Origin of the sequence: Burkholderia sp. ABCPW 11 (assembly GCF_001523445.1) — a bacterium.
In the GTDB taxonomy this organism is placed as follows: Bacteria; Pseudomonadota; Gammaproteobacteria; order Burkholderiales; family Burkholderiaceae; genus Burkholderia.
The window spans coordinates 39,623-63,040 of the sequence record NZ_LOVM01000093.1 but is presented as its reverse complement, the minus strand read 5'-3'; the positions used below and the strand labels follow the sequence as shown (position 1 = coordinate 63,040).

General features: G+C 66.4%; 22 protein-coding genes. 7 read left to right on the top strand and 15 right to left on the bottom strand.

Going from position 1 to position 23,418, the window contains the following annotated elements:
• Positions 1-32: 32 nt before the first annotated feature.
• The 5 genes from WS61_RS29245 to WS61_RS29230 all read left to right on the top strand — a co-directional run bounded on the left by WS61_RS29245 (position 33) and on the right by WS61_RS29230 (position 6,753).
• The gene (locus tag WS61_RS29245; protein ID WP_059505770.1) at positions 33-1,109 is read left to right on the top strand and encodes a hypothetical protein; all 1,077 of its coding nucleotides are present in this window, start codon (positions 33-35) and stop codon (positions 1,107-1,109) included.
• Between the two features lie 14 nt (positions 1,110-1,123).
• Positions 1,124-2,821 (top strand): single-stranded-DNA-specific exonuclease RecJ, encoded by a 1,698-nt coding sequence (recJ, locus tag WS61_RS29240; protein ID WP_059505768.1) that lies wholly within the window; start codon positions 1,124-1,126, stop codon positions 2,819-2,821.
• Positions 2,822-2,974: 153 nt separating this feature from the next.
• Positions 2,975-4,079 (top strand): peptide chain release factor 2 gene (prfB, locus tag WS61_RS34460; RefSeq protein WP_108041952.1). Its coding sequence is split into 2 segments (ribosomal slippage): positions 2,975-3,055 and positions 3,057-4,079, totalling 1,104 coding nucleotides; the frame shifts between segments, so codons are not numbered across the junction.
• Positions 4,080-4,152: 73 nt separating this feature from the next.
• A complete protein-coding gene (gene lysS, locus WS61_RS29235) occupies positions 4,153-5,679 on the top strand; it encodes a lysine--tRNA ligase (RefSeq protein ID WP_059505766.1) in 1,527 nt (508 codons plus the stop codon).
• Positions 5,680-6,024: 345 nt separating this feature from the next.
• Entirely contained in the window at positions 6,025-6,753 is a 729-nt protein-coding gene (locus WS61_RS29230) for a glycine zipper 2TM domain-containing protein (RefSeq protein WP_059505765.1), read from the top strand.
• A 153-nt stretch (positions 6,754-6,906) separates the two neighbouring features.
• Here the strand turns inward: WS61_RS29230 and iscX are convergent, their stop codons facing one another.
• The 12 genes from iscX to WS61_RS29170 form a co-directional block, all read right to left on the bottom strand.
• A complete protein-coding gene (iscX, locus tag WS61_RS29225) occupies positions 6,907-7,116 on the bottom strand; it encodes a Fe-S cluster assembly protein IscX (RefSeq protein WP_059505763.1) in 210 nt (69 codons plus the stop codon).
• A 19-nt stretch (positions 7,117-7,135) separates the two neighbouring features.
• A complete protein-coding gene (fdx, locus tag WS61_RS29220) occupies positions 7,136-7,477 on the bottom strand; it encodes an ISC system 2Fe-2S type ferredoxin (RefSeq protein ID WP_059506086.1) in 342 nt (113 codons plus the stop codon).
• A gap of 88 nt (positions 7,478-7,565) precedes the next feature.
• Positions 7,566-9,434 (bottom strand): Fe-S protein assembly chaperone HscA, encoded by a 1,869-nt coding sequence (gene hscA / locus WS61_RS29215; protein WP_059505761.1) that lies wholly within the window; start codon positions 9,432-9,434, stop codon positions 7,566-7,568.
• A gap of 54 nt (positions 9,435-9,488) precedes the next feature.
• Positions 9,489-10,016, bottom strand: coding sequence for a Fe-S protein assembly co-chaperone HscB (gene hscB / locus WS61_RS29210; protein ID WP_059506084.1), 528 nt, complete (start codon positions 10,014-10,016; stop codon positions 9,489-9,491).
• 96 nt (positions 10,017-10,112) lie between these two features.
• A complete protein-coding gene (iscA, locus tag WS61_RS29205) occupies positions 10,113-10,436 on the bottom strand; it encodes an iron-sulfur cluster assembly protein IscA (protein WP_011885413.1) in 324 nt (107 codons plus the stop codon).
• Positions 10,437-10,503: 67 nt separating this feature from the next.
• Positions 10,504-10,911 (bottom strand): Fe-S cluster assembly scaffold IscU, encoded by a 408-nt coding sequence (gene iscU / locus WS61_RS29200; RefSeq protein WP_006478389.1) that lies wholly within the window; start codon positions 10,909-10,911, stop codon positions 10,504-10,506.
• 67 nt (positions 10,912-10,978) lie between these two features.
• Positions 10,979-12,202, bottom strand: a complete 1,224-nt coding sequence (locus WS61_RS29195; protein WP_059505759.1) for an IscS subfamily cysteine desulfurase — start codon at positions 12,200-12,202, stop codon at positions 10,979-10,981.
• A gap of 64 nt (positions 12,203-12,266) precedes the next feature.
• Positions 12,267-12,806 (bottom strand): Fe-S cluster assembly transcriptional regulator IscR, encoded by a 540-nt coding sequence (gene iscR, locus WS61_RS29190; protein ID WP_009691731.1) that lies wholly within the window; start codon positions 12,804-12,806, stop codon positions 12,267-12,269.
• A gap of 114 nt (positions 12,807-12,920) precedes the next feature.
• Positions 12,921-13,403, bottom strand: a complete 483-nt coding sequence (locus WS61_RS29185) for a low molecular weight protein-tyrosine-phosphatase (protein ID WP_059505757.1) — start codon at positions 13,401-13,403, stop codon at positions 12,921-12,923.
• 101 nt (positions 13,404-13,504) lie between these two features.
• A complete protein-coding gene (locus WS61_RS29180; RefSeq protein WP_034207755.1) occupies positions 13,505-13,732 on the bottom strand; it encodes a hypothetical protein in 228 nt (75 codons plus the stop codon).
• A 128-nt stretch (positions 13,733-13,860) separates the two neighbouring features.
• Entirely contained in the window at positions 13,861-15,273 is a 1,413-nt protein-coding gene (locus WS61_RS29175) for a lactate utilization protein B (protein WP_059505755.1), read from the bottom strand.
• 35 nt (positions 15,274-15,308) lie between these two features.
• A complete protein-coding gene (locus tag WS61_RS29170; RefSeq protein WP_059505754.1) occupies positions 15,309-16,031 on the bottom strand; it encodes a (Fe-S)-binding protein in 723 nt (240 codons plus the stop codon).
• Positions 16,032-16,213: 182 nt separating this feature from the next.
• Between WS61_RS29170 and WS61_RS29165 the strand changes: the two genes are divergently transcribed.
• Entirely contained in the window at positions 16,214-17,023 is an 810-nt protein-coding gene (locus WS61_RS29165) for an IclR family transcriptional regulator (protein WP_059505752.1), read from the top strand.
• Between the two features lie 111 nt (positions 17,024-17,134).
• On the opposite strand, the gene pbpG is transcribed toward WS61_RS29165, so the two are convergent.
• The gene (gene pbpG, locus WS61_RS29160; RefSeq protein ID WP_059505750.1) at positions 17,135-18,301 is read right to left on the bottom strand and encodes a D-alanyl-D-alanine endopeptidase; all 1,167 of its coding nucleotides are present in this window, start codon (positions 18,299-18,301) and stop codon (positions 17,135-17,137) included.
• 654 nt (positions 18,302-18,955) lie between these two features.
• Here pbpG and WS61_RS29155 point away from each other — a divergent pair.
• Positions 18,956-19,522 (top strand): phasin family protein, encoded by a 567-nt coding sequence (locus WS61_RS29155; RefSeq protein ID WP_006481973.1) that lies wholly within the window; start codon positions 18,956-18,958, stop codon positions 19,520-19,522.
• Positions 19,523-19,714: 192 nt separating this feature from the next.
• Here WS61_RS29155 and lpdA read toward each other — a convergent pair whose 3' ends face one another.
• Together lpdA and aceF are read right to left on the bottom strand one after the other, a co-directional pair.
• Positions 19,715-21,481 carry a dihydrolipoyl dehydrogenase gene (lpdA, locus tag WS61_RS29150; protein ID WP_059505748.1) on the bottom strand — a complete coding sequence of 589 codons (1,767 nt, stop codon included), beginning with the start codon at positions 21,479-21,481 and terminating at the stop codon, positions 19,715-19,717.
• A 284-nt stretch (positions 21,482-21,765) separates the two neighbouring features.
• Positions 21,766-23,418, bottom strand: a complete 1,653-nt coding sequence (gene aceF / locus WS61_RS29145; protein ID WP_059505747.1) for a dihydrolipoyllysine-residue acetyltransferase — start codon at positions 23,416-23,418, stop codon at positions 21,766-21,768.

Below are 23,418 nucleotides of genomic sequence, written 5' to 3'. Positions count from 1 at the left end.
CCGGCCCGATCACGCGCGCAGTTTGCCATACAATGCGCACCATCATGCACGACCGACGCCTCCATTTTCTCGTTCCGTTCGCGCTGCCGTCGGCGGCCGATGCGGCCTCGTCCCTGCACACACTGGACAGTCCCGCGCTCAGGAAGTTGCTCGCCCGCGCGAGCCTCGTCGAGCGCGTGGCCGGCGAGGACTTCCAGCGCACGCTGCCGCACGAGCGCTGGCTGGCAAGCCGGTTCGGCGCCACGCAGGGCAACGCCGCGGACGAGGCGCCGCTCGCGCCCTACATGCTGCTGGCCGACGGCGGCGATCCCGGCACGCACGCATGGGCGTGCGTCGAGCCCGTGCACGTCGAAATCGCGCACGATCACCTGGTGCTCGTCGATCCGGCCGCCCTCGCGCTCGACGACGGCGACGCAGCCGCGCTGCTCGCGGTTGCGCGGCCGCTGATCGAGGAGTTGGGCGTGCGGCTCGAAGCGCCGAACCCGGCGCGCTGGTATCTGTCGAGCGACCAGCTCGCGCGCCTCGCCGGCGCCGCGCCGCTGCGCGCCAGCGGCCGCAACATCGAGATCTGGTTGCCGCACGAGGCACATACGGGCGAGCGCTCGCGGATGTGGATGAAACTGCAGAATGAAGTGCAGATGGCGTGGTTCCAGCATCCGGTGAACGAAGCCCGCGAGGCCCGTGGGTTGCCGGCCGTCAATTCGATCTGGTTCCATGCACAGGGCACGCTGAAGCCGGTCGGCAAGCCGTTCTCGCGCGTGCTGTCCGCGTCGCCCGCCGCACTCGGCCTCGCACGCGCCGCGCAAATCGAAGCCTGCCGCCCGCCCGCGACGTTCGGCGCGCTGCCGGCCGCCGATGGCGCGACGCTCGTCGAGCTGCCGGCGCTGACCGCCCCGTTCATCGAGCAGGACTGGGCGCGCTGGCACGACGGACTCGCCACGCTCGAACGCGACTGGTTCGCGCCGGCGCTCGCCGCGCTGCAGAACGGCGAGTTGGCAGCCGTCGATTTCACGCTGTGCGGCGACACGAGCTCCGTGACGCTGCACGCGACGCGCGGCGACCTGCGCAAGTTCTGGCGCCGCCGCGCGCTCGCCTCCCTGTTCGAATAACAACGCCAACCCGTATGACCCGGATCGTTACCCGCCCCGTCGCGCCCGCCGACGCCGAAGCGCTCGCGCGCCACGGCCTGCACCCCGTCCTCGCACGCCTGTACGCGTCGCGCGGCGTGCAGTCGCCCGCGGACATCGAGACCGCGCTCGCGCGCCTCGTGCCGCCCACCGAGCTGAAAGGCTGCGCCGATGCGGCGGTGCTGCTCGCCGACGCGATCGCCGACAAGCGGCGCCTGCTGGTCGTCGCCGACTACGACTGCGACGGCGCGACCGCCTGCGCGGTCGCGGTGCGCGGCTTGCGGATGTTCGGCGCGCAGATCGACTACCTGGTGCCGAACCGCTTCGAATACGGCTACGGCCTCACGCCCGAGATCGTCGAGCTCGCGGCCGCACGCAAGCCCGATCTGCTGATCACCGTCGACAACGGGATCGCGAGCGTCGCCGGCGTCGAAGCCGCGAACGCGCGCGGCATCGACGTGCTCGTGACCGACCACCACCTGCCCGGCGACGCGCTGCCCGCCGCGCGCGCGATCGTCAACCCGAACCAGCCGGGCTGTGCGTTCCCGAGCAAGCACCTCGCCGGCGTCGGCGTGATGTTCTACGTGCTGCTCGCGCTGCGCGCCGAGTTGCGCCGCCGCGGCGCGTTCGCGAGCAAGGAAGCCGAGCCGCGCCTCGACGGCCTGCTCGACCTCGTCGCGCTCGGCACCGTCGCCGACGTCGTGCGGCTCGACGGCAACAACCGCGTGCTCGTCGCGCAGGGGCTGCAGCGCATCCGCAACGGCCGCATGCAGCCGGGCGTCGCCGCGCTGTTCCGCGCCGCCGCGCGCGACGCGCGCACCGCGTCGGGCTTCGACCTCGGCTTCGGCCTCGGCCCGCGCCTGAACGCCGCCGGACGGCTGTCCGACATGTCGCTCGGCATCGAATGCCTGATCACCGACGACATCGGCCGCGCGTGGGATCTCGCGCAGCAGCTCGACGCGATGAACCGCGAGCGCCGCGAAATCGAGGCCGGCATGCAGCAGCAGGCGCTCGCCGATCTCGCCGACGTCGACCCGGCCGACGCATGCACGATCACGCTGTTCAATCCCGAGTGGCACCAGGGCGTGATCGGCATCGTCGCCGGCCGGCTCAAGGAAAAATTCCACCGCCCGTCGTTCACGTTCGCGCACGCCGACGACGAAGGCAAGCGGGTCAAGGGGTCCGGCCGGTCGATCGCGGGCTTCCACTTGCGCGACGCGCTCGACCTCGTCTCGAAACGCGAACCGGACCTGATCGTCGCGTTCGGCGGCCACGCGATGGCGGCCGGCCTCACGCTCGACACCGAAAACGTGCCGCGCTTCGCGGCCGCGTTCGAAGCCGTCGCGCGCGAATGGCTGTCCGACGACGCGCTCGCCCGCGTGATCGAGACCGACGGCGAACTCGAGGACGCGTACTTCACGCCGCAGTTCGTCGGCCTGCTCGACGAGGCCGTCTGGGGGCAAGGGTTTCCGGCCCCGCTTTTCTCGGGCGAATTCGACGTCGTGTCGCAGTCGCTCGTGAAGGAAAAGCACCTGAAGCTGCAGCTTGCGCGCGGCCGCCAGCGCTTCAATGCGATCTGGTTCAACCACACCGAGCCGCTGCCGGCGAGCGCGCTGGTCGCGTACCGGCTCGTCGCCGATACGTGGAACGGCGTCACGCGCGTCCAGTTGATCGTCGAACACGCGGCCGGCTGAGCACGCCACCCGGCCCGCGACGCGCCGCCGCACGCGTGCGCGCCGCGCCGGACGGGGCCGTCGACACGCGTGCAGGCACCGTTTGCGTCACCGGGCAACCCTGCCGATCGGCTATAATTCCGCTTTTTTACGAAGCCGGAACAGCGAACGATCATGGAAGCGGAACGTCTCAACGCGATCGAAAGCTCCCTGCTCGACCTGCGCAATCGCGCGGGCGAGCTTCGGGGGTATCTTTGACTACGACGCCAAAGCTGCGCGTCTGACCGAAGTCAACAAGGAACTCGAAGACCCGAACGTCTGGAACGATTCGAAGAACGCCCAGGCGCTCGGCCGCGAGAAGAAGCTGCTCGAAGGCGTCGTCATGACGCTCACCGCGCTCGATAGCGACCTGCGCGACGCGCTCGACCTGTTCGAGCTGGCACGCGAGGAAGGCGACGAGGATACGCTGCTCGCGTCGGAGGAAGACGCCGCGAAGCTCGAAGCGCGCGTCGGCGACATCGAGTTCCGCCGGATGTTCTCGAACCCGGCCGATCCGAACAACTGCTTCATCGACATCCAGGCCGGCGCCGGCGGCACCGAGGCATGCGACTGGGCGTCGATGCTGCTGCGCCAGTACCTGCGCTACTGCGAACGCAAGGGCTTCAAGGCCGAAGTCCTCGAAGAATCCGACGGCGACGTCGCCGGCATCAAGAACGCGACGGTCAAGGTCACGGGCGAATACGCATACGGCTTCCTGCGTACCGAAACGGGCATCCACCGCCTCGTGCGCAAGTCGCCGTTCGACTCGTCGGGCGGCCGCCACACGTCGTTCTCGTCGGTATTCGTCTATCCGGAAATCGACGACTCGATCGAAGTCGAGATCAACCCGGCGGACCTGCGCATCGACACGTACCGCGCCTCGGGCGCGGGCGGCCAGCACATCAACAAGACCGACTCGGCGGTGCGGATCACGCACATGCCGACGGGTATCGTCGTGCAGTGCCAGAACGACCGCTCGCAGCACCGCAACCGCGCCGAAGCGATGGCGATGCTGAAGTCGCGCCTGTACGAAGTCGAAATGCGCAAGCGCCAGGCCGAGCAGGACAAGCTCGAATCGAGCAAGACCGATGTGGGCTGGGGCCACCAGATCCGCTCGTACGTGCTCGACCAGAGCCGCGTGAAGGACCTGCGCACGAACGTCGAAATGAGCAACACGCGGGCGGTGCTCGACGGCGACCTCGACGACTTCATCAGCGCGAGCCTGAAACAGGGCGTGTAAGCGCCGCGGCGCGGCCTGCCCGCGCCGCCCTTTCCGTTCGCGTTGCCGCACCCCACTCCGAATTCCGACCATCATGACCGAATCGACCCAAATGCAGCCCGCCGTCACGGCGGACGACAACCAGATCATCGCCGAGCGCCGCGAGAAGCTGCGCGCGTTGCGCGAGCAAGGCGTCGCCTATCCGAACGACTTCCGGCCCGAGCACCACGCAGCCGAACTGCAAGCCAAATTCGCCGATTCGGACAAGGCCGCGCTCGAAGCGAACCCGGTCGAGGTGTCGGTGGCCGGCCGCATGATGCTCAAGCGGGTGATGGGCAAGGCGAGTTTCGCGACGGTGCAGGACGGGTCGGGCCAGATCCAGTTCTTCGTGACGCCGAACGACGTCGGCGCCGACACCTACGACGCGTTCAAGAAGTGGGACCTCGGCGACATCGTCGCCGCGCGCGGCGTGCTGTTCCGCACCAACAAGGGCGAGCTGTCGGTCCAGTGCAAGGAGCTGCGCCTGCTGGCGAAGGCGCTGCGGCCGCTGCCGGACAAGTTCCACGGCCTGTCCGACCAGGAAATGCGCTACCGCCAGCGCTACGTCGACCTGATCGTCACGCCGGAAACGCGCGACACGTTCCGCGCCCGCACGAAGACGATCGCGTCGATCCGCAAGTTCATGGACAACGCCGACTTCATGGAAGTCGAGACGCCGATGCTGCACCCGATCCCGGGCGGCGCGGCCGCGAAGCCGTTCGTCACGCATCACAATGCGCTCGACATGCAGATGTTCCTGCGCATCGCGCCGGAGCTGTACCTGAAGCGCCTGATCGTCGGCGGCTTCGAGCGCGTGTTCGAGATCAACCGCAATTTCCGGAATGAAGGCGTGTCGCCGCGTCACAACCCGGAATTCACGATGATGGAGTTCTACGCCGCGTACACCGACTACCGCTGGCTGATGGACTTCACCGAGCAACTGATCCGCCAGGCGGCGATCGATGCGCTCGGCACCGCGACGATCCAGTACCAGGGCCGCGAGCTCGACCTCGCGAAGCCGTTCCATCGCCTGACGATCACTCAGGCAATCCAGAAGTACGCATCGAACTACACCGACGGCCAACTGTCGGACGACGCGTTCCTGCGTACCGAACTGAAGCGCCTGGGCGTCGACGTGTCGCAGCCGGCGTTCCTGAACGCAGGCATCGGCGCGTTGCAGCTCGCGCTGTTCGAGGAAACGGCCGAGGCGCAGCTGTGGGAACCGACGTTCATCATCGACTACCCGGTCGAGGTGTCGCCGCTCGCGCGCGCATCGGATACGGTGCCGGGCATCACCGAGCGTTTCGAGCTGTTCATGACCGGCCGCGAGATCGCGAACGGCTTCTCGGAGCTGAACGACCCGGAAGACCAGGCCGCGCGCTTCAAGAAGCAGGTCGAGCAAAAGGATGCGGGCGACGAGGAAGCGATGTTCTTCGACGCCGACTACATCCGCGCGCTCGAATACGGGATGCCTCCGACGGGCGGCTGCGGGATCGGCATCGACCGTCTCGTGATGCTGCTGACCGACAGCCCGACGATTCGCGACGTGCTGCTGTTCCCGCACCTGCGCCGCGAAGACTGACGCCGTGCCCCCGTATGCGCCGCGCTACGCGGTGCATACGGATCGGCTTTGTAACCGCGCGTAAATCCTGCCTGCCGGCGTTCGCCGGCTTTCGCTCCTCTCCCGTTTTATTCCCTCGTCGCGCCGGCCTTCTCCGGGTTTTCCCGATGGCGCCCGCCGCGCCCGTGCTGCAATTCGTTACACCTTGATACGGCGCGCCGCTTGGCCGTGGACGACACTCCTGTTGCGTCACCACGCATGACCACGGGACCAGAACGAGGCGCCGGAACGCCAAGTCTGCTCGCTCCCGAGCGTGGGATCCTGCTCCGGCCAGTGTGCCGATCCGGATCGACATTGGAGAACAAAATGGACAACCAGAATCAGACCACGCCGCAAAAGCAACGCCTCCACCCGCTCATCGCCACCGCGGCCGGCGCCGTCATCGTCGCCAGCCTCGCGGCGACCGCAGCGATCACGGGCGTCTTCCCGAAGGCGAGCAGCAGCAACGAACAGAACGGTCAGACCCAGGCCGCGCTGATCGCGTCGCAGCCGGCCGTCGACACGGCCGCAGCCGCCAGCGCCGCACTGGCTGCGCAAGCGCAGCGGCAGGCAGCAGAACAGGCCGCCGCGCAGCAGAAGGCCGCCGTCGCGCAGGCCGAACCGAAGCCGGCGCCGCGCCCCGCTGCACCGCACCGCCGTCACGCGACCGCCCCGCAGCCGCCGCAATACGCGCAGCAGCCGTCGGCGCCCGCGCAAGCCTACTGCCAGAGCTGCGGCACGGTCGTCGCGATCACGCAGACGCGCACGCCGGGCCAGAGCTCGGGGATTGGCGCCGTGGGCGGCGCGGCGGCGGGCGGCCTGCTCGGCAACCAGTTCGGCCACGGCAACGGCCGCACCGCGATGACGATCATCGGCGCGCTGGGCGGCGGTCTCGCCGGCAACCAGGTCGAGAAGCAGGTCCGCGCGGAAACCGACTATCAGGTGCAAGTACAGATGGAAAGCGGCGCGACGCGCACGTTCACGTACCGCAACCCGCCGCCGTTCGGCCAGGGCCAGCGCGTGCGGATCGAGAACGGCACGCTGGTCGGCGTGTAAGTACTTACCTGATCGCGCCATCGTCGGCGCCCCTGCCCGCACACCGTGCGCGGGCGGCTCGCCGAAAACGAAAACGGCTCGCGAGCAAACGCTCACGAGCCGTTTTTCATTCGCGCGGCGTGCACCGTTGCGGCGCACGCCGTGACCGGTCGGTCAGTCTTCGTCGTCGAAATCCGATTCGTCGATCCAGTGTGCCTGGATCGCCTCGAGGATCTTCTCGCCGGAGTGCGCGGGATCGTCGGCGAAGCCGTCGAGTTCGAGCACCCACTGGCGCAGATCGACGAAGTTGATCCGCTGCGGGTCGATGTCCGGATACTTGTCCGCCAGCGCAATGGCTATTTCACGCGAATCGGTCCATTTCATCGCCTGCCTCCGGTTCCTGTCAGTGATTTTCCTTCGCGTGGTTGATCGAGTACTTCGGAATCTCGACCACCAGGTCCGAATCTTCCTTCACGATTGCCTGGCACGACAGGCGCGACGTCGGCTCGAGGCCCCATGCCTTGTCCAGCAGATCGTCCTCGTCCTCCTCGGACGGCGTCAGTTCGTTGAAGCCTTCGCGGATCACCACGTGGCACGTCGTGCATGCGCACGACTTCTCGCATGCATGCTCGATCTCGATTCCGTGATCGAGCAGGTTGTCGCAGATACTCTTGCCGGGCGTCGCGTCGATCACTGCGCCATCCGGGCACAGTTCGACGTGAGGCAGCACCACCAGTTGAGGCATGTCCGTTCCGTCAGTCAGGGTGCGGCGCCATGCGCCGCACGGTTCATCGTCGCGCGGGCCGTTGCCGGCCGATGCGCGGTTCGTGGGTTCAGATCTCGTCGAGCCGGCGGCCCGACAGCGCACGCTTGATGCTCTTGTCCATCCGGCGCGCCGCGAATTCGTCGGTACCGTCGGCCAGCGCCTTGGTCGCCGCTTCGATCGCATTCGTGTCGTCGCCCTGCGCGAGCGCGCGCAACGCCGCGGCCAGCGCATCGACCCGCTCGCGCTCGCCGGCATCGAGCAGTTCGCCGTCGGCCGCCAGCGCGGCCTGCGTCGCCTCGAGCATCCGCTCGGCCTCGACCTGCGCTTCGCGCAGCGCGCGGGCACGCATGTCGATTTCGGCGGTCTTGAAACTGTCTTCCAGCATCTTCGCGATGTCGTCGTCGGCGAGGCCGTACGACGGTTTCACGACGACCGATGCCTCGACGCCAGACAACTGCTCGCGTGCAAACACCGACAGCAGGCCATCCGCGTCGACCTGATAGGTCACGCGAATGCGTGCGGCGCCCGCCGTCATCGGCGGAATGCCGCGCAGCTCGAAGCGCGCGAGCGACCGGCAGTCGGCGACGAGCTCGCGCTCGCCCTGCACGACGTGAATCGCCATCGCGGTCTGGCCGTCCTTGAAGGTCGTGAATTCCTGCGCACGCGCGATCGGAATCGTCGAGTTGCGCGGAATGATCTTCTCGACGAGGCCGCCCATCGTCTCGACACCGAGCGACAGCGGAATCACGTCGAGCAGCAGCCAGTCGTCGCCGGTGCCGCGATTGCCCGCGAGCAGGTCGGCCTGGATCGCCGCGCCGAGCGCGACGACCTGATCCGGATCGAGGTTCACGAGCGGCGGCTGGCCGAAATACTTCGCGACCGCGTCGCGGATCACCGGCATGCGCGTCGCGCCGCCGACGAGCACGACGCCCTTGATGTCGGCCGGCGTGACCTGCGCATCGCGCAGCGCCTTGCGGGTCGGCGCGAGCGTGCGCTGCACGAGCGGCTCGACGAGCGACGCGAACGTGTCGTGCGAAATCGTCTGCACCAGATGCGCACCGCTCGACAGCGTCACGTCGAGCGCTGCCTGCGGCGCGGACGACAGCGCCTCCTTCAGCACCCGCACACGATCGAGCAGCAGGCGCACGTCTTCGGGCGCGAGCGTCTTCGCGTCGATACCGGCCTGCGCGAGCACGTGATCGAACAGTGCATGGTCGAAATCGTCGCCGCCGAGCGCCGAATCGCCGCCCGCTGCCAGCACTTCGAACACGCCCTTCGTCAGCTTCAGGATCGACAGGTCGAACGTGCCGCCGCCGAGGTCGTACACCGCGTACAGGCCTTCGGCCGCGTTGTCGAGACCATAGGCGATCGCCGCGGCGGTCGGTTCGTTCAGCAGGCGCAGCACGTTGAGGCCCGCGAGACGCGCGGCATCCTTGGTCGCCTGGCGCTGCGCGTCGTCGAAGTACGCGGGCACCGTGATCACCGCGCCGACCAGCTCGTCGCCGAGCGAATCCTCGGCGCGATACCGCAGCGTCGCGAGAATTTCGGCCGATACTTCGACCGGGCTCTTCACGCCGTCGATCGTGCGGATCTGCACCATGCCCGGCGCATCGACGAATTCGTACGGCGCGTTCGCCGCGCCTTCGACTTCGGCCTTGCCGCGGCCCATGAAGCGCTTGACCGACACGATCGTGTTGCGCGGATCGGTCGCGGCCTGCTCCTTCGCTTCGTGGCCGATGCGGCGGCCGCCCTTCTCCAGGTAACGGACCACCGACGGCAGCAGCACGCGGCCCGCTTCGTCCGGCAGTACTTCAGGCACGCTGTTGCGCACGGCGGCGACGAGCGAGTTCGTCGTGCCGAGATCGATCCCGACGGCGAGCCGCCGCTGGTGCGGCGCCGGCGCCATGCCCGGTTCGGAAATTTGCAGTAAAGCCATCTTGGTTCGTTCGGGCGCTCGGCCCGTTTGCTGCGCGTGCCGCCAGGCACGCGGTTAAGTTTCGAGGCGCTCGATCTGCGCGCTCACTTCCGACGCGACCCGTTCGATGAACATCAGCTGACGCACGGCTTCCGCGGCGGCCTGATCGGCCCCGCTGTCGAGCAGCGTGCCGAGGCGCTCGACGCGCACGCGCTTCTCGTCGCGCAACTCGGCGAGCAATGCATCGAGCGCATCGACGTTGCGGGCGGCCGCGGCATCCTCGATGCCCTCGCGCCACTCCATCTGCTGCATCAGGAATGCAGGCTCCATCGCGGTGTTGTTTTCCGCGCCGATGTCGACGCCGCGCAGCGACAGCAGATAGGACGCGCGCTTCAGCGGATCGCGCAGCGTGCGGTACGCCTCGTTCGCGCGGGTGGCCCATTGCATCGCGATGCGCTTTTGCGCGTCGCCGGCCGCCGCGAAGCGGTCAGGATGCACCTGCGTCTGCACCGTCCGGTAGGCGGCGTCGAGCGCCGTCTCGTCGAGCGCGAATTGCGCCGGCAGGTGAAACAGGTCGAAATGGCTGTCTTTCAGCGAAACCATCGTCGCGTTGAATTCCGGTTCGTCGCGCGGCAAACGCCGCACATTAAAAAGGCGGCCCGTGCCGCCTCTTGCCCGCATCGCGCGGAGGAAGCCGCGTCACACGCGGAACGATTCCCCGCACCCGCACTCGTCCTTCACGTTCGGGTTGTTGAACTTGAACCCTTCGTTCAGGCCTTCGCGGGCGAAGTCGAGCTCGGTGCCGTCGATATAGGCGAGGCTCTTCGGATCGACGACCACCTTCACGCCATGGCTCTCGAACACCTGATCCTCGGGAGCCAGCTCGTCGACATACTCGAGCTTGTACGCGAGCCCCGAGCACCCGGTCGTGCGAACGCCAAGCCGCAGGCCCACGCCCTTGCCGCGACGGACGAGGTATTTCTGGACGTGCTGTGCTGCTTTTTCGGTCAGTGTAATTGCCATGATGTCCTTGCCGCGGCGTGCCGCCGAGGCCCGCCGCGTTTCCTTCCCTAGCCGCTCTCGATGCCGCTCAGGCTGCTGCCTGATCGCTTTCCTTGGTGTCGTGGCGCTTCTTGTAGTCGGCCACGGCTGCCTTGATCGCGTCTTCCGCGAGGATCGAGCAGTGAATCTTCACCGGCGGCAGCGCGAGTTCCTCGGCGATCTGCGTGTTCTTGATCGACAGTGCCTCGTCGAGCGTCTTGCCCTTCACCCATTCGGTGACGAGCGAGCTCGATGCGATCGCCGAACCGCAACCGTAGGTCTTGAACTTCGCGTCTTCGATCACGCCGTCCGCGCCGACGCGGATCTGCAGCTTCATCACGTCGCCGCAAGCCGGCGCGCCGACCATGCCCGTGCCGACCGTGTCGTCGTCCTTCGCGAACGAACCGACGTTGCGCGGGTTTTCGTAGTGATCCAGAACCTTGTTGCTGTAAGACATGACTCAGACTCCTTGACTCGTTACGTCTGCGTGCGTCAATCCGCGCGCGGTTGCATTCAATGCGGTATCAGTGTGCGGCCCATTCGATCGTCGACAGATCGATGCCTTCCTGGTGCATTTCCCAGAGCGGCGACAGTTCGCGCAGCTTCGCGATCTTGCTGTTCAGCAGATCGATCACGAAGTCGACTTCCTGCTCCGTCGTGAAGCGGCCGACCGTGAAGCGGATCGAGCTGTGCGCGAGCTCGTCGTTGCGGCCGAGCGCACGCAGCACGTACGACGGCTCCAGCGACGCCGACGTGCACGCGGAACCCGACGACACCGCGACGTCCTTGATCGCCATGATCAGCGACTCGCCTTCGACGAAGTTGAAGCTGATGTTCAGGTTGTGCGGGACACGGTGATCCATGTCGCCGTTCACGTAGGTTTCCTCGATCTGCGACAGGCCGCGCAGCAGCTTGTCGCGCAGCATGCGGATGCGCTCGTTCTCGGTCGCCATTTCCTCGCGCGCGATGCGGAACGCTTCGCCCATGCCGACGATCTGATGCGTCGGCAGCGTGCCCGAGCGCATGCCGCGCTCGTGACCGCCGCCGTGCATCTGCGCTTCGATGCGCACGCGCGGCTTGCGACGCACGTACAACGCGCCGATGCCCTTCGGGCCGTACGTCTTGTGCGCCGAGAACGACATCAGGTCGACCTTCAGCTTCGCGAGGTCGATCCCGACCTTGCCGGTCGACTGCGCGGCATCGACGTGGAACACGATGCCCTTCTCGCGGCAGATCTCGCCGATCGTCTCGATGTCCTGGATCACGCCGATCTCGTTGTTCACGTGCATCACCGACACGAGGATCGTGTCCGGCCGCAGCGCAGCCTTGAACACGTCGAGGTCGATCAGCCCGTCTTCCTTCACGTCGAGGTAGGTGACTTCGAAACCGTCCCGCTCGAGCTCGCGGCACGTGTCGAGCACGGCCTTGTGCTCGGTCTTCACCGTGACGATGTGCTTGCCCTTGCCCTTGTAGAAGTTCGCGGCGCCCTTGATCGCGAGGTTGTCCGACTCCGTGGCGCCCGACGTCCAGATGATTTCGCGCGGATCGGCGTTCACGAGTGCGGCCACCTGCTCACGCGCTTCCTCGACTGCACGCTCCGCGTCCCAGCCATAGGCATGGCTACGCGACGCCGGGTTGCCGAACTGCTCGCGCAGGTACGGCACCATCTTGTCGACCACACGCGGATCGACCGGCGTCGTCGCGCTGTAATCCATATAGATGGGCAGGTGGAGAGTCTCTTGGGTCATCTGTCGCTCCGGGTATTCTGTGCAGGGACTATGTGCGTTATGGGGTATGGCGGCGCCTTCGCGCTCACGAACTCGCGATGTTGAACACCGAATTGGGGCCAAGCGGCATCGTGCGCACGGGCTCGGCCGGTGCGGCGACGGGCTCCGGCGTGCGACGGTCGCGCAGCACCGCCGGGGCGCCCTCGCGTGCGCGCTGCTGATCGACGAGATCCTGCAGCGACACCGAATCGAGGTATTCGACCATTTTCTGGTTCAGCGTCGACCACAGCTCGTGCGTCATGCAATGGCCGTCGGGCTGCTTCGAGCCGTCGCACGTGCCTTTGCCGCCGCACTGCGTGGCGTCGAGCGGTTCGTCGACCGCGATGATGATGTCGGCAACGGTGACGTCCTGCGCGCGACGCGCGAGGTTGTAGCCGCCGCCCGGGCCGCGCACGGATTCGACGATTTCATGCCTGCGCAGCTTGCCGAACAGTTGTTCGAGATACGAGAGCGAAATCCGCTGGCGCTGGCTGATGCCTGCAAGCGTCACCGGGCCCTGCTCCTGGCGCAGCGCCAAGTCAATCATCGCCGTGACGGCGAAACGGCCTTTGGTGGTGAGTCTCATGGTGTCTAGGGGACTGCAATCTTGACGATTTTGGTCAAGTATAAATATTTGACGTTTTTAGTCAAGTATCCATGCCTTTGAAAGGGTATTCGCAAACCGCTGAATATTGCGCGGTCAGCGCGCCGTACGTGCGCGGAGCGTCTCCAGCAGGCCCGCGCAGGCGCGCTCGACCTGATCGAGCACCTGCTCGAAGCCCTGCGCGCCGCCGAAATACGGATCCGCCACTTCGGTTTCGGTCGCGCCCGGCGCGAACTCCATCAGCAGGCGCACCTTGTCGCGATGCTGCGGCGGGCAACGGCGGCGCAGTTCGGCGAGATTCGCTTCGTCCATCGCGAGCAGCAGGTCGAATCGCTCGAAATCCGCCGCGCTCACCTGTCGCGCGCGTAGCGCCGACAGATCGTAGCCGCGGCTCCGGGCGGCCGCCTGCGCACGCGAATCGGGCGGCTCGCCCACGTGCCAGTCGCCGGTGCCGGCCGAATCGATCGCGATCCGGTCGGCCAGCGCGGCCGCGTCGACCTGGTGACGCATCACGCCCTCCGCAGTGGGCGAACGGCAGATATTGCCGAGACAGACGAAACAGATCGCAACGCGGGTCATCGCACTATCGGAAAGCCGCGGCGGACCGCGTGGGTGAAGAACGCGACATTATACAAAGGGGGCCGAAATCGCGCCGTCGCGCGAAGCGACGGCGCCCTGCCTTACAGCGCCTTCGGCGCAGCGAGCGCAATGTCGCCGGATGCTGCCGGCAGCGGCTGCGCCGCGTCGCCGACCAGCCCGAACGATACCGCGCGCGCCAGCTCGGCGGACGCCTGGTGAACCGCGAGCGGGCCGCGCGACGGCGCACCGTCCATCGCATGCAGATAGGCAACCGCTGCCAGCGGAACCACGATTGCCAGCGGCCAGTACATCGATATTGTCTTTTTCATGATGCGGACCTCCTTGACCTCGTACCCCGAAACCCGATTCCGGGGACTACGAACGAGATTCTATAGATCGCATCTATCGAGATAAATATGCAAATAGCGAACGCACTGTTGCCGCCCGCTGAACAGTGTCAGCCGAGGTGGCTTTGCGACGCCGCGTACAGCTCGCGGAACGTGCGCCCGGTCGGCGTCGGCATGTCGCGTGTATCCATCCAGCCGCCCATCATCGGCAGGCGCCGCAGCGTGCCGGCATCGCCGCCCAGCCGCTCGAGAATGCGCACCGCGAGCTTCGTCGTCAGCGCATACAGCATCGGCCGCCGTGCGAAGAAGCCCCACGCGGCGAGCGCCGCCCGCTCGCGCCACGGCCGAAGATGGCGCTCGACCTGCTTCTCGCGCAGCGTGCGCAACAGGTGCGACAACGGAATCCCGGCCGGGCATACGCTGTCGCATTCGCCGCACAGCGTCGCCGCCTGCGGCAGGTCGAGCGCGCGGTCGAGCCCGACGTAGCTCGGCGTCAGCACCGATCCCATCGGGCCCGGATAGACCCAGCCGTACGCATGACCGCCGACCTTCTGGTACACCGGGCAATGGTTCATGCACGCGCCGCAGCGGATGCAGCGCAGCATCTCCTGGAATTCGCCGCCGATCAGGCCGGTGCGGCCGCCGTCGACGAGCACCACGTAGTTGTGCTCGGGGCCGTCCTCGTCGCCCGGCGCGCGCGGCCCGGTCAGCAGCGAGAAATAGTTCGACGTCTTCTGCCCTGTCGCGGAACGCGGCAGCAAGCGCATCGCGGTCGCGAGATCCTCGAGCGTCGGCAACACCTTCTCGATGCCCGTCACCGCGACGTGCACGCGCGGCATGACCGTGCACATGCCTTCGTTCCCTTCGTTCGTCACGATCGCGACCGAGCCCGTTTCCGCGATCACGAAGTTGCCGCCGGTCACGCCCATGTCGGCCGACATGAAATGCGGACGCAGCACCTCGCGCGCCTCGCGCGTCATGTCCGGAATCTCGGTGAGTCGCTCGCGCTGATGCGTACGCGCGAACAGATCGGCGATCTCGTCCTTGTCCTTGTGCACGACGGGCGCAATGATGTGGCTGGGCGGCTCGTTGTCGTTGATCTGCAGGATGTATTCGCCAAGGTCCGTCTCGATCGACTGCACGCCCATCTCGGCGAGCACCGCGTTCAGGCGCATTTCCTCGGACACCATCGACTTGGTCTTGATGACCTTCTTCACATCGTGGCGGCGTGCGATGTCGGCCACGAGCCGGGCGGCGTCCGCGGTCGTTTCGGCGAACAGCACCGTCGTGCCGCGCCGCGTCGCCTCGCGCTCGAACGCCTCGAGCCACACGTCGAGATTTTCCAGCGCACGGTCGCGGCGCGCCTTGAGCGCGGCGCGCGTGGCCGGGAAGTCGATCATGGTCATCGCATCGGCGCGTGCGGACACGAACTTCGTCGACAGCTTCTTCAGGTTCTGCTGCAGGCGCTGGTCGGCCAGCTTCTGGCCGGCGCGCGCCTTGAAATGCATCGATTGGACTTGCATCGCGGTATCGGGGGAAAAGTGAGCGGAGCCGGGTGTCAGACGTCGCCCGCCAGCACCTGCGCGACGTGCAGCACGCGCGTGTCGCGGTCGCCGGTGCGGCGCAACCGCCCTTCGATGTTCAGTATGCAGCCGAGATCGCCGAGCACGACGGCGCCCGCGCCGGACGCGCGCACGTTCGCGCATTTCTCGTCCGCGATGGCCGCCGAGATGTCACCGTACTTGACCGCGAACGTACCGCCGAAGCCGCAGCAATGCTCGCAGTCCTTCATCTCGGTGACGGTCACGCCGCGCTGCGCGAGCAGCGCGCGCGGCTGCGCCTTCACGCCGAGCTCGCGCAGGCCCGAGCACGCGTCGTGATAGGTGACCGGGCCGGCGAATTCGCCCGGCGCGAGCGACACCTTCGCGACGTTCGCGAGGAAATCGGTCAGTTCGTGGACTTTCTGCTGGAACCGCACGTAGCGCCCCATCAGCTCGGGATCGTCGCGGAACAGGTCGCCGTAGTGCGCACGGATCATCCCGCCGCACGAACCCGACGGCGCGACGACGTAATCGAACTGCTCGAACTCGCGCAGCGTCTTTTCCGCGAGGTCGCGCGCGAGCGCGCGGTCGCCCGAGTTGTAGGCCGGCTGACCGCAGCAGGTCTGCGTGGGCGGCACGATCACTTCGTAGCCGGCGTCGCGAATCAGCTTGAGCGCCGAAAAACCGATTTCGGGGCGCATCAGGTCAACCAGGCAGGTCACGAACAAACCGACTCGCATACGTGCTCCTTCGAGAAAACGGCCCTCATTATCCGACGTTTGGCCGGCAAGACCAACGCCGGCCCGCGCGCAAGCCCGCAGCGCGCGAAGCGAGGACTTCCTCGAACGGCGTTCGCTTTTTTCACGATACGAGATACAATCGATCCAATACCGCTTGACGCGTCAACCGATTCCTCCCCGACATGAGCCAACCCACCCCGGATTCAAAAACGTCGATCCAGGTGATCGAACGCATGATGCGGTTGCTGGACGCGCTCGCCGCGCACAGTGACCCCGTCAGCCTGAAGGAACTCGCGCAGCGCACCGAGCTGCACCCGTCGACCGCGCACCGCATCCTCAACGACATGGTGACTTGCCGCCTCGTCGACCGCTCCGATCCCGGCACCTACCGCCTCGGCATGCGGCTGCTCGAGCTCGGCAATCTCGTGAAGGCGCGCCTGTCGGTGCGCGACGCGGCGCTGATGCCGATGCGCGAGTTGCACCGCCTCACCGGGCAAACCGTGAACCTGTCGGTACGCCAGGGCGACGAGATCGTCTACATCGAGCGCGCGTACTCGGAGCGCTCGGGGATGCAGGTCGTCCGCGCGATCGGCGGCCGCGCACCGCTGCACCTCACGTCGGTCGGCAAGCTGTTCCTCGCGGCCGACGAAACGTCACGCGTGCGTGCCTATGCGACCCGCACGGGGCTGTCCGGCCATACCCAGAACAGCATCACCGATATCGCGAAGCTCGAGCGCGAACTGACCCTCGTCCGCCAGCAATCGTGCGCACGCGACAACGAGGAGCTCGAACTCGGCGTGCGCTGTATCGCGGCCGGCATCTACGACGATTCGGGCAAGCTCGTCGCGGGCCTGTCGCTGTCGGCACCGGCCGACCGCCTGCAGGATGCGTGGCTCGGCCAGTTGAGCCGGACGGCGCTCACCATCTCGGAATCGCTCGGCTACCGGCCGGCGCCCGCGAAGGACATGGACGCGCTGCAGCGGCAGGCGTAAGCGGCGCCATCGACCCGCTTCCGACTCCGGTTTCACCGGACAAAAAAAGCCCCGCGATTGCGGGGCTTTTTCGTTGCGGCGACCGGTACGGCGGCGAACCGCCGCACACGATCAGGTACCGCCGCTCGGCGTGTTGGCCGCCGTCAGGCGCTCGCCGCCGCCGGCATCGAGCCAGTTGCGCAGGCGCGACGCGTCGGCGAAGCGCGAATACTTGCCGAACGAATCGAGCAGCACCATCACCATCGGCCGGCCGTGGATCGTCGCCTGCATCACAAGGCATTCGCCCGCTTCGTTGATGAAGCCCGTCTTCTGCAGGCCGATATCCCACGAACCGTTGCCGCGGATCAGCGCGTTGGTGCTGTTGTAGACCAGGTTGCGCTTGCCCGTGTACACCTCGTAGGTACGATCGGTCGAGAACTGGCGGATCATCGGGTACTGGTACGCCGCATTGACCATCTTCACGAGGTCGCGTGCGCTCGACACGTTCGAGCTCGACAGGCCGGTCGAATTCTCGAAGTGCGTATCGGTCATGCCGAGCGACTTCGCCTTCGCGTTCATCGCCGCGATGAACGCCGGACGGCCGCCCGGGTAGTAACGCGACAGCGCGGCAGCCGCGCGGTTTTCCGACGCCATCAGCGCGATGTGCAGCATGTCCTCGCGCGACAGCACCGAGCCGACCGACAGGCGCGAGCCCGTGCCCTTCTCGTAGTCGCGGTCTTCGTCGGTGACTTCGAGCTGGTCGGTCATCGGCGCCTTCGAGTCGAGCACGACCATGGCCGTCATCAGCTTCGAGATCGACGCGATCGGCACGACCGCGTGCGAATTCTTGTCGAACAGCGGCTCGCCGGAATTCTGGTCGACGACGTACGCGACGCTCGAGCGCAGCGCGAGCGCATCGGGCGTGTCGTGCAGGCCGAATGCCTGGCCGACCGTCGGCCGGCGCGGCTGGAACGCGACCTTGCGCACCGCGCCGCGATGGCCGCCATGCAGGCTATTCGCTGCGAGCGTCACGCGCTTTCGCGACGCTTTCGCGCGCGGCGCATCGGCCTCGGCGACCTTCGCGGATTTGTCGGAGCTCGCCTTGGCCGACTTCTTCTTCGCGGACGAAGCAGGAGCGACGGCTTTTTTCTTGGCGGCTTGGGTCTTCGCAGTGGCGGCGAAGGCGTCGGCAGGCAGGACGGACGCGGTGGTCGCCAGCAACGCGACTGCGACCGACACAGCCGTGCCGAGCGTCATGCTCTGCAACAATCTGCGCGGTGAAAACGATTCGGCTTTCATTGGGGTCTGGACAAAGCGGGCGGGAGGTTTCCGCAAGTGTAGTTAAAGCTGAAAAAAAGAGCAATATTAGGCACTTACCGATCGTCTTTAAACCGGAATGTAAGAGTCGGCCAACCTCCGGCCAATCGACCCTTCCGCTCCCATCGAAAAAAACCATGGGATGCACTGCCCGACAGCGCCCGTCTCCCGATTACCACGCGGTTAATTGAGATAACGTCACTTCGGAGGCGATTTAAAGCGGGGAAACTACGTATCCGGTGCTCGGCGTGCCAAGGGCGCCGGTCTCGACCGTGGCGGCGGCACGTCGCCACGGCACGCGCATCGAAACGGCGCGCTTTTCGACAGGAACAGAAGGATAACGTTCCATGGGCCTGTCAGGTTTACCTGCGCGTGATCATGGTGCGGCGCGCTTGCCCCATCGCCGTGCGCACCATGTGGGAACGCGCCTGAAACCGATTCCGGACGGGCGCGATAACTCGTTGTTTTATCGATAATTTGTCGCGATTGTGCAACGCACAAAAAAGACTTGACATCCGTTTTCTCTGCCCTAAAATAGGCCTCATTGCTGCGCTGCACAAAGCACGCATCGCCGACGTTCCCCAGTGTAGTGCCCTTTATTCTGCGATCGACGCGATCGCTTTTCAGGAGCCTGACATGTCCTTGCTGACCCCCGAGCAAATCGCCGCCGCCCAAAAAGCCAACCTCGAAAGCCTGTTCGGTCTGACGACCAAGGCGTTCGAAGGCGTCGAGAAGCTGATCGAACTCAACCTGCAGGTCGTGAAGTCGACGCTGGCCGAGGGCCAGGAGAACGCACAGCGTCTGCTGTCGGTGAAGGACGCGCAGGAACTGATCGCGCTGCAAGCGAGCCTGTCGCAGCCGGTCGCGGAAAAGGTGCTGTCGTACGGCCGTCACCTGTACGAAATCGCATCGTCGACGCAAGCCGAGTTCGCGAAGGTCGCCGAAGCGCAATTCGAAGAGCAGAACAAGAAGGTCCAGGCACTCGTCGACAACGTCGCGAAGAACGCCCCGGCCGGTTCGGAAACGGCTGTCGCCGCGCTGAAGTCGGCACTGAACGCCGCGAACACCACGTACGAAACGGTTCAGAAGGCCACGAAGCAAGCGGTCGAAATCGCTGAAACGAACTTCAACGCCGCTGCTGCCGTCGCAACGAAGGCTGCCACCGCCGCTGCCGCACGTCGTTCGAGCAAGCCGGCCGCGTAAGCGTCCCCTGCTCCTGAAAGAGCCGCGCCCAGCGCGGCTTTTTCGTTTCCGGCGCAAAAGCGCGCGCGGGTGCAAATGGCCCGCCCCGATCGAGTCTGTCGCGCGCGGCGCAAAAGAAAAACGCCGCCGCCCGGTTTGCCCGGGCAGCGGCGTTTTTTCGTGGCCGGCACCCGGGGCGCCGTGCCGATCGCGTTACTTCTTGCGCTGCGGCGGCAGGTCCGTGCAGACGCCTTCGTACAGCTCGGCGGCCATGCCGACCGATTCGCCGAGCGTCGGATGCGGATGGATCGTCTTGCCGATGTCTTCCGCGTCCGCGCCCATCTCGACGGCGAGGCACACTTCGCTGATCAGGTCGCCCGCGTTCAGGCCGACGATGCCGCCGCCGATCACGCGATGGGTTTCCTCGTCGAAGATCAGCTTCGTGAAGCCTTCGTCGCGGCCGTTCGCGATCGCGCGGCCCGAAGCGGCCCACGGGAACACGGCCTTGCCGTACTTGATGCCCTCGGCCTTGCACTGGTCTTCGGTCTTGCCGGCCCACGCCACTTCCGGATCGGTATAGGCCACCGACGGGATCTGCAGTGCGTCGAAGTACGCCTTTTCGCCGTGCGCGGCTTCCGCGGCGACGTGGCCTTCGTGCACGGCCTTGTGCGCGAGCATCGGCTGGCCGACGATATCGCCGATCGCAAAGATGTGCGGCACGTTCGTGCGCATCTGCTTGTCGACTTCGATGAAGCCGCGATCCGTGACCGCGACGCCGGCCTTGTCGGCACCGATCTTCTTGCCGTTCGGGCTGCGGCCCACCGCGACGAGCACGAGGTCGTAGCGCTGCGCTTCCGCCGGCGCCTTCTCGCCCTCGAACTTCACATAGATGCCGTCTTCCTTCGCTTCCGCGCCGACCGTCTTGGTCTTCAGCATCACGTTGCCGAAGCGCTTCGCGTTGTACTTTTCCCAGACCTTCACGAGATCGCGGTCGGCACCCATCATCAGGCCGTCCATCATTTCGACGACGTCGATCTCGGCGCCGAGCGTCGAGTACACCGTGGCCATTTCGAGGCCGATGATGCCGCCGCCGATCACGAGCATGCGTTTCGGCAGTTGGCGCAGTTCGAGCGCCCCCGTCGAATCGACGACGCGCGGGTCTTCCGGCATGAACGGCAGCTTCACGGCCTGCGAGCCCGCAGCGATGATCGCCTGCTTGAACTTGACGACCTTCTTGCCGTTGTCGCCCTGCACTTCCATGTGGAACGGATCGACGAACGCGCCGACGCCCGTCACCACTTCGACCTTGCGTGCCTTCGCCATGCCGGCGAGACCCGTCGTCAGCTTCTTGACGACGCCGCCCTTGAAGTCGCGCAGCTTGTCGAGATCGACCTGCGGCTTGCCGAACGTGATGCCGTGCGACGCGAGCGCCGCGGCTTCCTCGACGACGAGCGACGTATGCAGCAGCGCCTTCGACGGAATGCAGCCGACGTTCAGGCACACGCCGCCGAGCGTCGAGTAGCGTTCGACCAGCACCGTCTTCATGCCGAGATCGGCAGCGCGGAACGCGGCCGAGTAACCGCCGGGGCCGGCGCCGAGCACGAGCATGTCGCACTCGATGTCGGCGCCGCCGCTGTAGCTGCCGGCTTGCGGCGCGGGTGCCGGAGCGGCTGCGGCCGGCGCCGGTGCAGCCGCTGCGGGCTTCGGCGCTTCGGGCGCTTTCGCGGGTGCGGCTGCGCCTGCCGATGCTTCGACGATGGCGATGACGGTGCCTTGCGAGACCTTCTCGCCGGCCTTGACCTTGACTTCCTTGACGGTGCCGGCGACGTCGCTGGGCACTTCCATGGAGGCTTTATCGGATTCGAGCGTGATGAGCGTTTGCTCTTTTTCGATCACGTCGCCGGGCTTCACGTTGACTTCGATGACATCGACGCCGCTGAAATCGCCGATATCCGGAACCTTGACTTCGATGAGACTCATGACTGTCCCCTTCTTGATTAGCTGCAGAGAGAGAGGGAGGGACTGGCGGAAAGACGGAACCTGACTACATGCGGCCTGACGAGAGAACGCGACGTTGGGCAGGACCACCTTTGCCGTCCGCCCAAGGACGCGCCTTTCTTTTGGTTACTTTTCTTTGGAAGACAAAGAAAAGTGACCGCCGCCCCGCGCAGGGGCGACGCTAGCAGACCGTTGGCAAAACAGGTTCAACGACAAGGGCGTGAAGAATCGACACAAAACCACGCCCCCGCGAGCCCCTCATCTCATCAAAGAATGATGCGACGGAAATCCCCGAGCAACGCCCCGAGATACGCATTGAACCGCGCGGCTTCGGCGCCGTCGATCACGCGATGGTCGTACGACAGCGACAGCGGCAGCATGAGCCGCGGCACGAACTGCTTGCCGTCCCACACCGGCTTCATCTGGCCGCGCGACAACCCGAGGATCGCCACTTCCGGCGCGTTGATGATCGGCGTGAAGTTCGTCCCGCCGATCCCGCCGAGCGACGAGATCGAGAAGCAGCCGCCCTGCATCTGGTCCGGCTTCAGCTTGCCTTCGCGCGCGGCCTTCGACAGGTCGCTCATTTCCTTCGCGATGTCGACGAGGCCCTTCTTGTCCGCATCGCGGATCACCGGCACGACGAGGCCGTTCGGCGTATCGGCCGCGAAACCGATATGGAAGTACTGCTTGAACACGAGGTTGTCGCCGTCGAGGCTCGCGTTGAAGGTCGGGAATTTCTTCAACGCGGCGACGACCGCCTTGATCACGAACGCGAGCATCGTGAATTTCACGCCCGCCTTTTCGTGTTCCTTGTTCAGCTGGACACGCAGCGCTTCGAGCTCGGTGATGTCCGCTTCGTCGTTGTTCGTGACGTGCGGGATCATCACCCAGTTGCGATGCAGGTTCGCGCCCGAGATCTTCTTGATGCGCGACAGCGGCTTCGCCTCGAACGGGCCGAACTTCGCGAAGTCGACCTTCGGCCACGGCAGCAGGTTCAGTTCGCCGCCGCCTGCCGGCGCGGCTGCCGCGGCCGGTGCCGCGCGCTGGCCCGTCATCACGCCCTTCACGAAGCCCGTGACGTCTTCCTTCGTAATGCGGCCCTTCGGACCCGAACCCTGCACGCGCGAAACGTCGACGCCGAGTTCACGCGCGAACTTGCGGACCGACGGCGATGCGTGGCTGGCGCGGTATTCGCCCGACGGCGCGGCGGCCGATGCCGCGGCGGCCGGTGCCGCGGCAGCCGGCGCAGCCTTCGCGGGCGCCGGTGCAGCGGCGGGCGCCGGCGCGGCCGCGGCCGGAGCCGGTGCGCTGGCCTGCGGTGCAGCGGCAGCCGGTGCGCCGGCGGCTTCGAGCAGCACGATCAGCGTGCCTTCCGACACCGAATCGCCCACCTTCACCTTGATGTCCTTCACGACACCGGCAGCCGGGCTCGGCACGTCCATCGTCGCCTTGTCCGACTCGAGCGTGACGAGCGACTGTTCCTTCTCGACCGTGTCGCCGACCTTCACGCCGATTTCGATCACCGGCACGTCCTTGTAGTCGCCGATATCCGGCACCTTCACTTCGAGCGTACCGCCGGATGCGGCCGGTGCGGCAGCGGGCGCCGCGGCCGGTGCCGGCGCCGGCGCTGCTGCCGGAGCCGAAGCCGGCGCAGCCGCGCCGTTCGCCTGGGCGGCTGCGCCGCCTTCGAGCAGGACGATCAGCGAGCCTTCCGACACGGAATCTCCGACCTTGACCTTGATTTCCTTCACGACGCCGCCTACCGGGCTCGGCACGTCCATCGTCGCCTTGTCCGACTCGAGCGTGACGAGCGACTGCTCCGGCTCGACCGTATCGCCGACCTTCACGCCGATCTCGATGACCGGCACGTCCTTGTAATCGCCGATATCCGGCACCTTCACTTCGATCGCTTGACTCAT

Bases quoted from the DNA above. Each gene is read 5' to 3' on its own strand.
- hscA (WP_059505761.1), bottom strand. From the start codon at position 9,434: ATGGCTTTACTGCAAATTTCCGAACCGGGCATGGCGCCGGCGCCGCAC.
- lpdA (WP_059505748.1), bottom strand. From the start codon at position 21,481: ATGAGTCTCATCGAAGTCAAGGTTCCGGATATCGGCGATTTCAGCGGC.
- WS61_RS29245 (WP_059505770.1), top strand. From the start codon at position 33: ATGCGCACCATCATGCACGACCGACGCCTCCATTTTCTCGTTCCGTTC.
- hscB (WP_059506084.1), bottom strand. From the start codon at position 10,016: ATGGTTTCGCTGAAAGACAGCCATTTCGACCTGTTTCACCTGCCGGCG.
- WS61_RS29195 (WP_059505759.1), bottom strand. From the start codon at position 12,202: ATGACCCAAGAGACTCTCCACCTGCCCATCTATATGGATTACAGCGCG.
- WS61_RS29230 (WP_059505765.1), top strand. From the start codon at position 6,025: ATGGACAACCAGAATCAGACCACGCCGCAAAAGCAACGCCTCCACCCG.
- iscU (WP_006478389.1), bottom strand. From the start codon at position 10,911: ATGTCTTACAGCAACAAGGTTCTGGATCACTACGAAAACCCGCGCAAC.
- fdx (WP_059506086.1), bottom strand. From the start codon at position 7,477: ATGCCTCAACTGGTGGTGCTGCCTCACGTCGAACTGTGCCCGGATGGC.
- WS61_RS29170 (WP_059505754.1), bottom strand. From the start codon at position 16,031: ATGCGAGTCGGTTTGTTCGTGACCTGCCTGGTTGACCTGATGCGCCCC.
- WS61_RS29155 (WP_006481973.1), top strand. From the start codon at position 18,956: ATGTCCTTGCTGACCCCCGAGCAAATCGCCGCCGCCCAAAAAGCCAAC.
- pbpG (WP_059505750.1), bottom strand. From the start codon at position 18,301: ATGAAAGCCGAATCGTTTTCACCGCGCAGATTGTTGCAGAGCATGACG.
- recJ (WP_059505768.1), top strand. From the start codon at position 1,124: ATGACCCGGATCGTTACCCGCCCCGTCGCGCCCGCCGACGCCGAAGCG.
- iscR (WP_009691731.1), bottom strand. From the start codon at position 12,806: ATGAGACTCACCACCAAAGGCCGTTTCGCCGTCACGGCGATGATTGAC.
- lysS (WP_059505766.1), top strand. From the start codon at position 4,153: ATGACCGAATCGACCCAAATGCAGCCCGCCGTCACGGCGGACGACAAC.
- WS61_RS29180 (WP_034207755.1), bottom strand. From the start codon at position 13,732: ATGAAAAAGACAATATCGATGTACTGGCCGCTGGCAATCGTGGTTCCG.
- WS61_RS29165 (WP_059505752.1), top strand. From the start codon at position 16,214: ATGAGCCAACCCACCCCGGATTCAAAAACGTCGATCCAGGTGATCGAA.
- WS61_RS29175 (WP_059505755.1), bottom strand. From the start codon at position 15,273: ATGCAAGTCCAATCGATGCATTTCAAGGCGCGCGCCGGCCAGAAGCTG.
- iscA (WP_011885413.1), bottom strand. From the start codon at position 10,436: ATGGCAATTACACTGACCGAAAAAGCAGCACAGCACGTCCAGAAATAC.
- iscX (WP_059505763.1), bottom strand. From the start codon at position 7,116: ATGAAATGGACCGATTCGCGTGAAATAGCCATTGCGCTGGCGGACAAG.
- aceF (WP_059505747.1), bottom strand. From the start codon at position 23,418: ATGAGTCAAGCGATCGAAGTGAAGGTGCCGGATATCGGCGATTACAAG.
- WS61_RS29185 (WP_059505757.1), bottom strand. From the start codon at position 13,403: ATGACCCGCGTTGCGATCTGTTTCGTCTGTCTCGGCAATATCTGCCGT.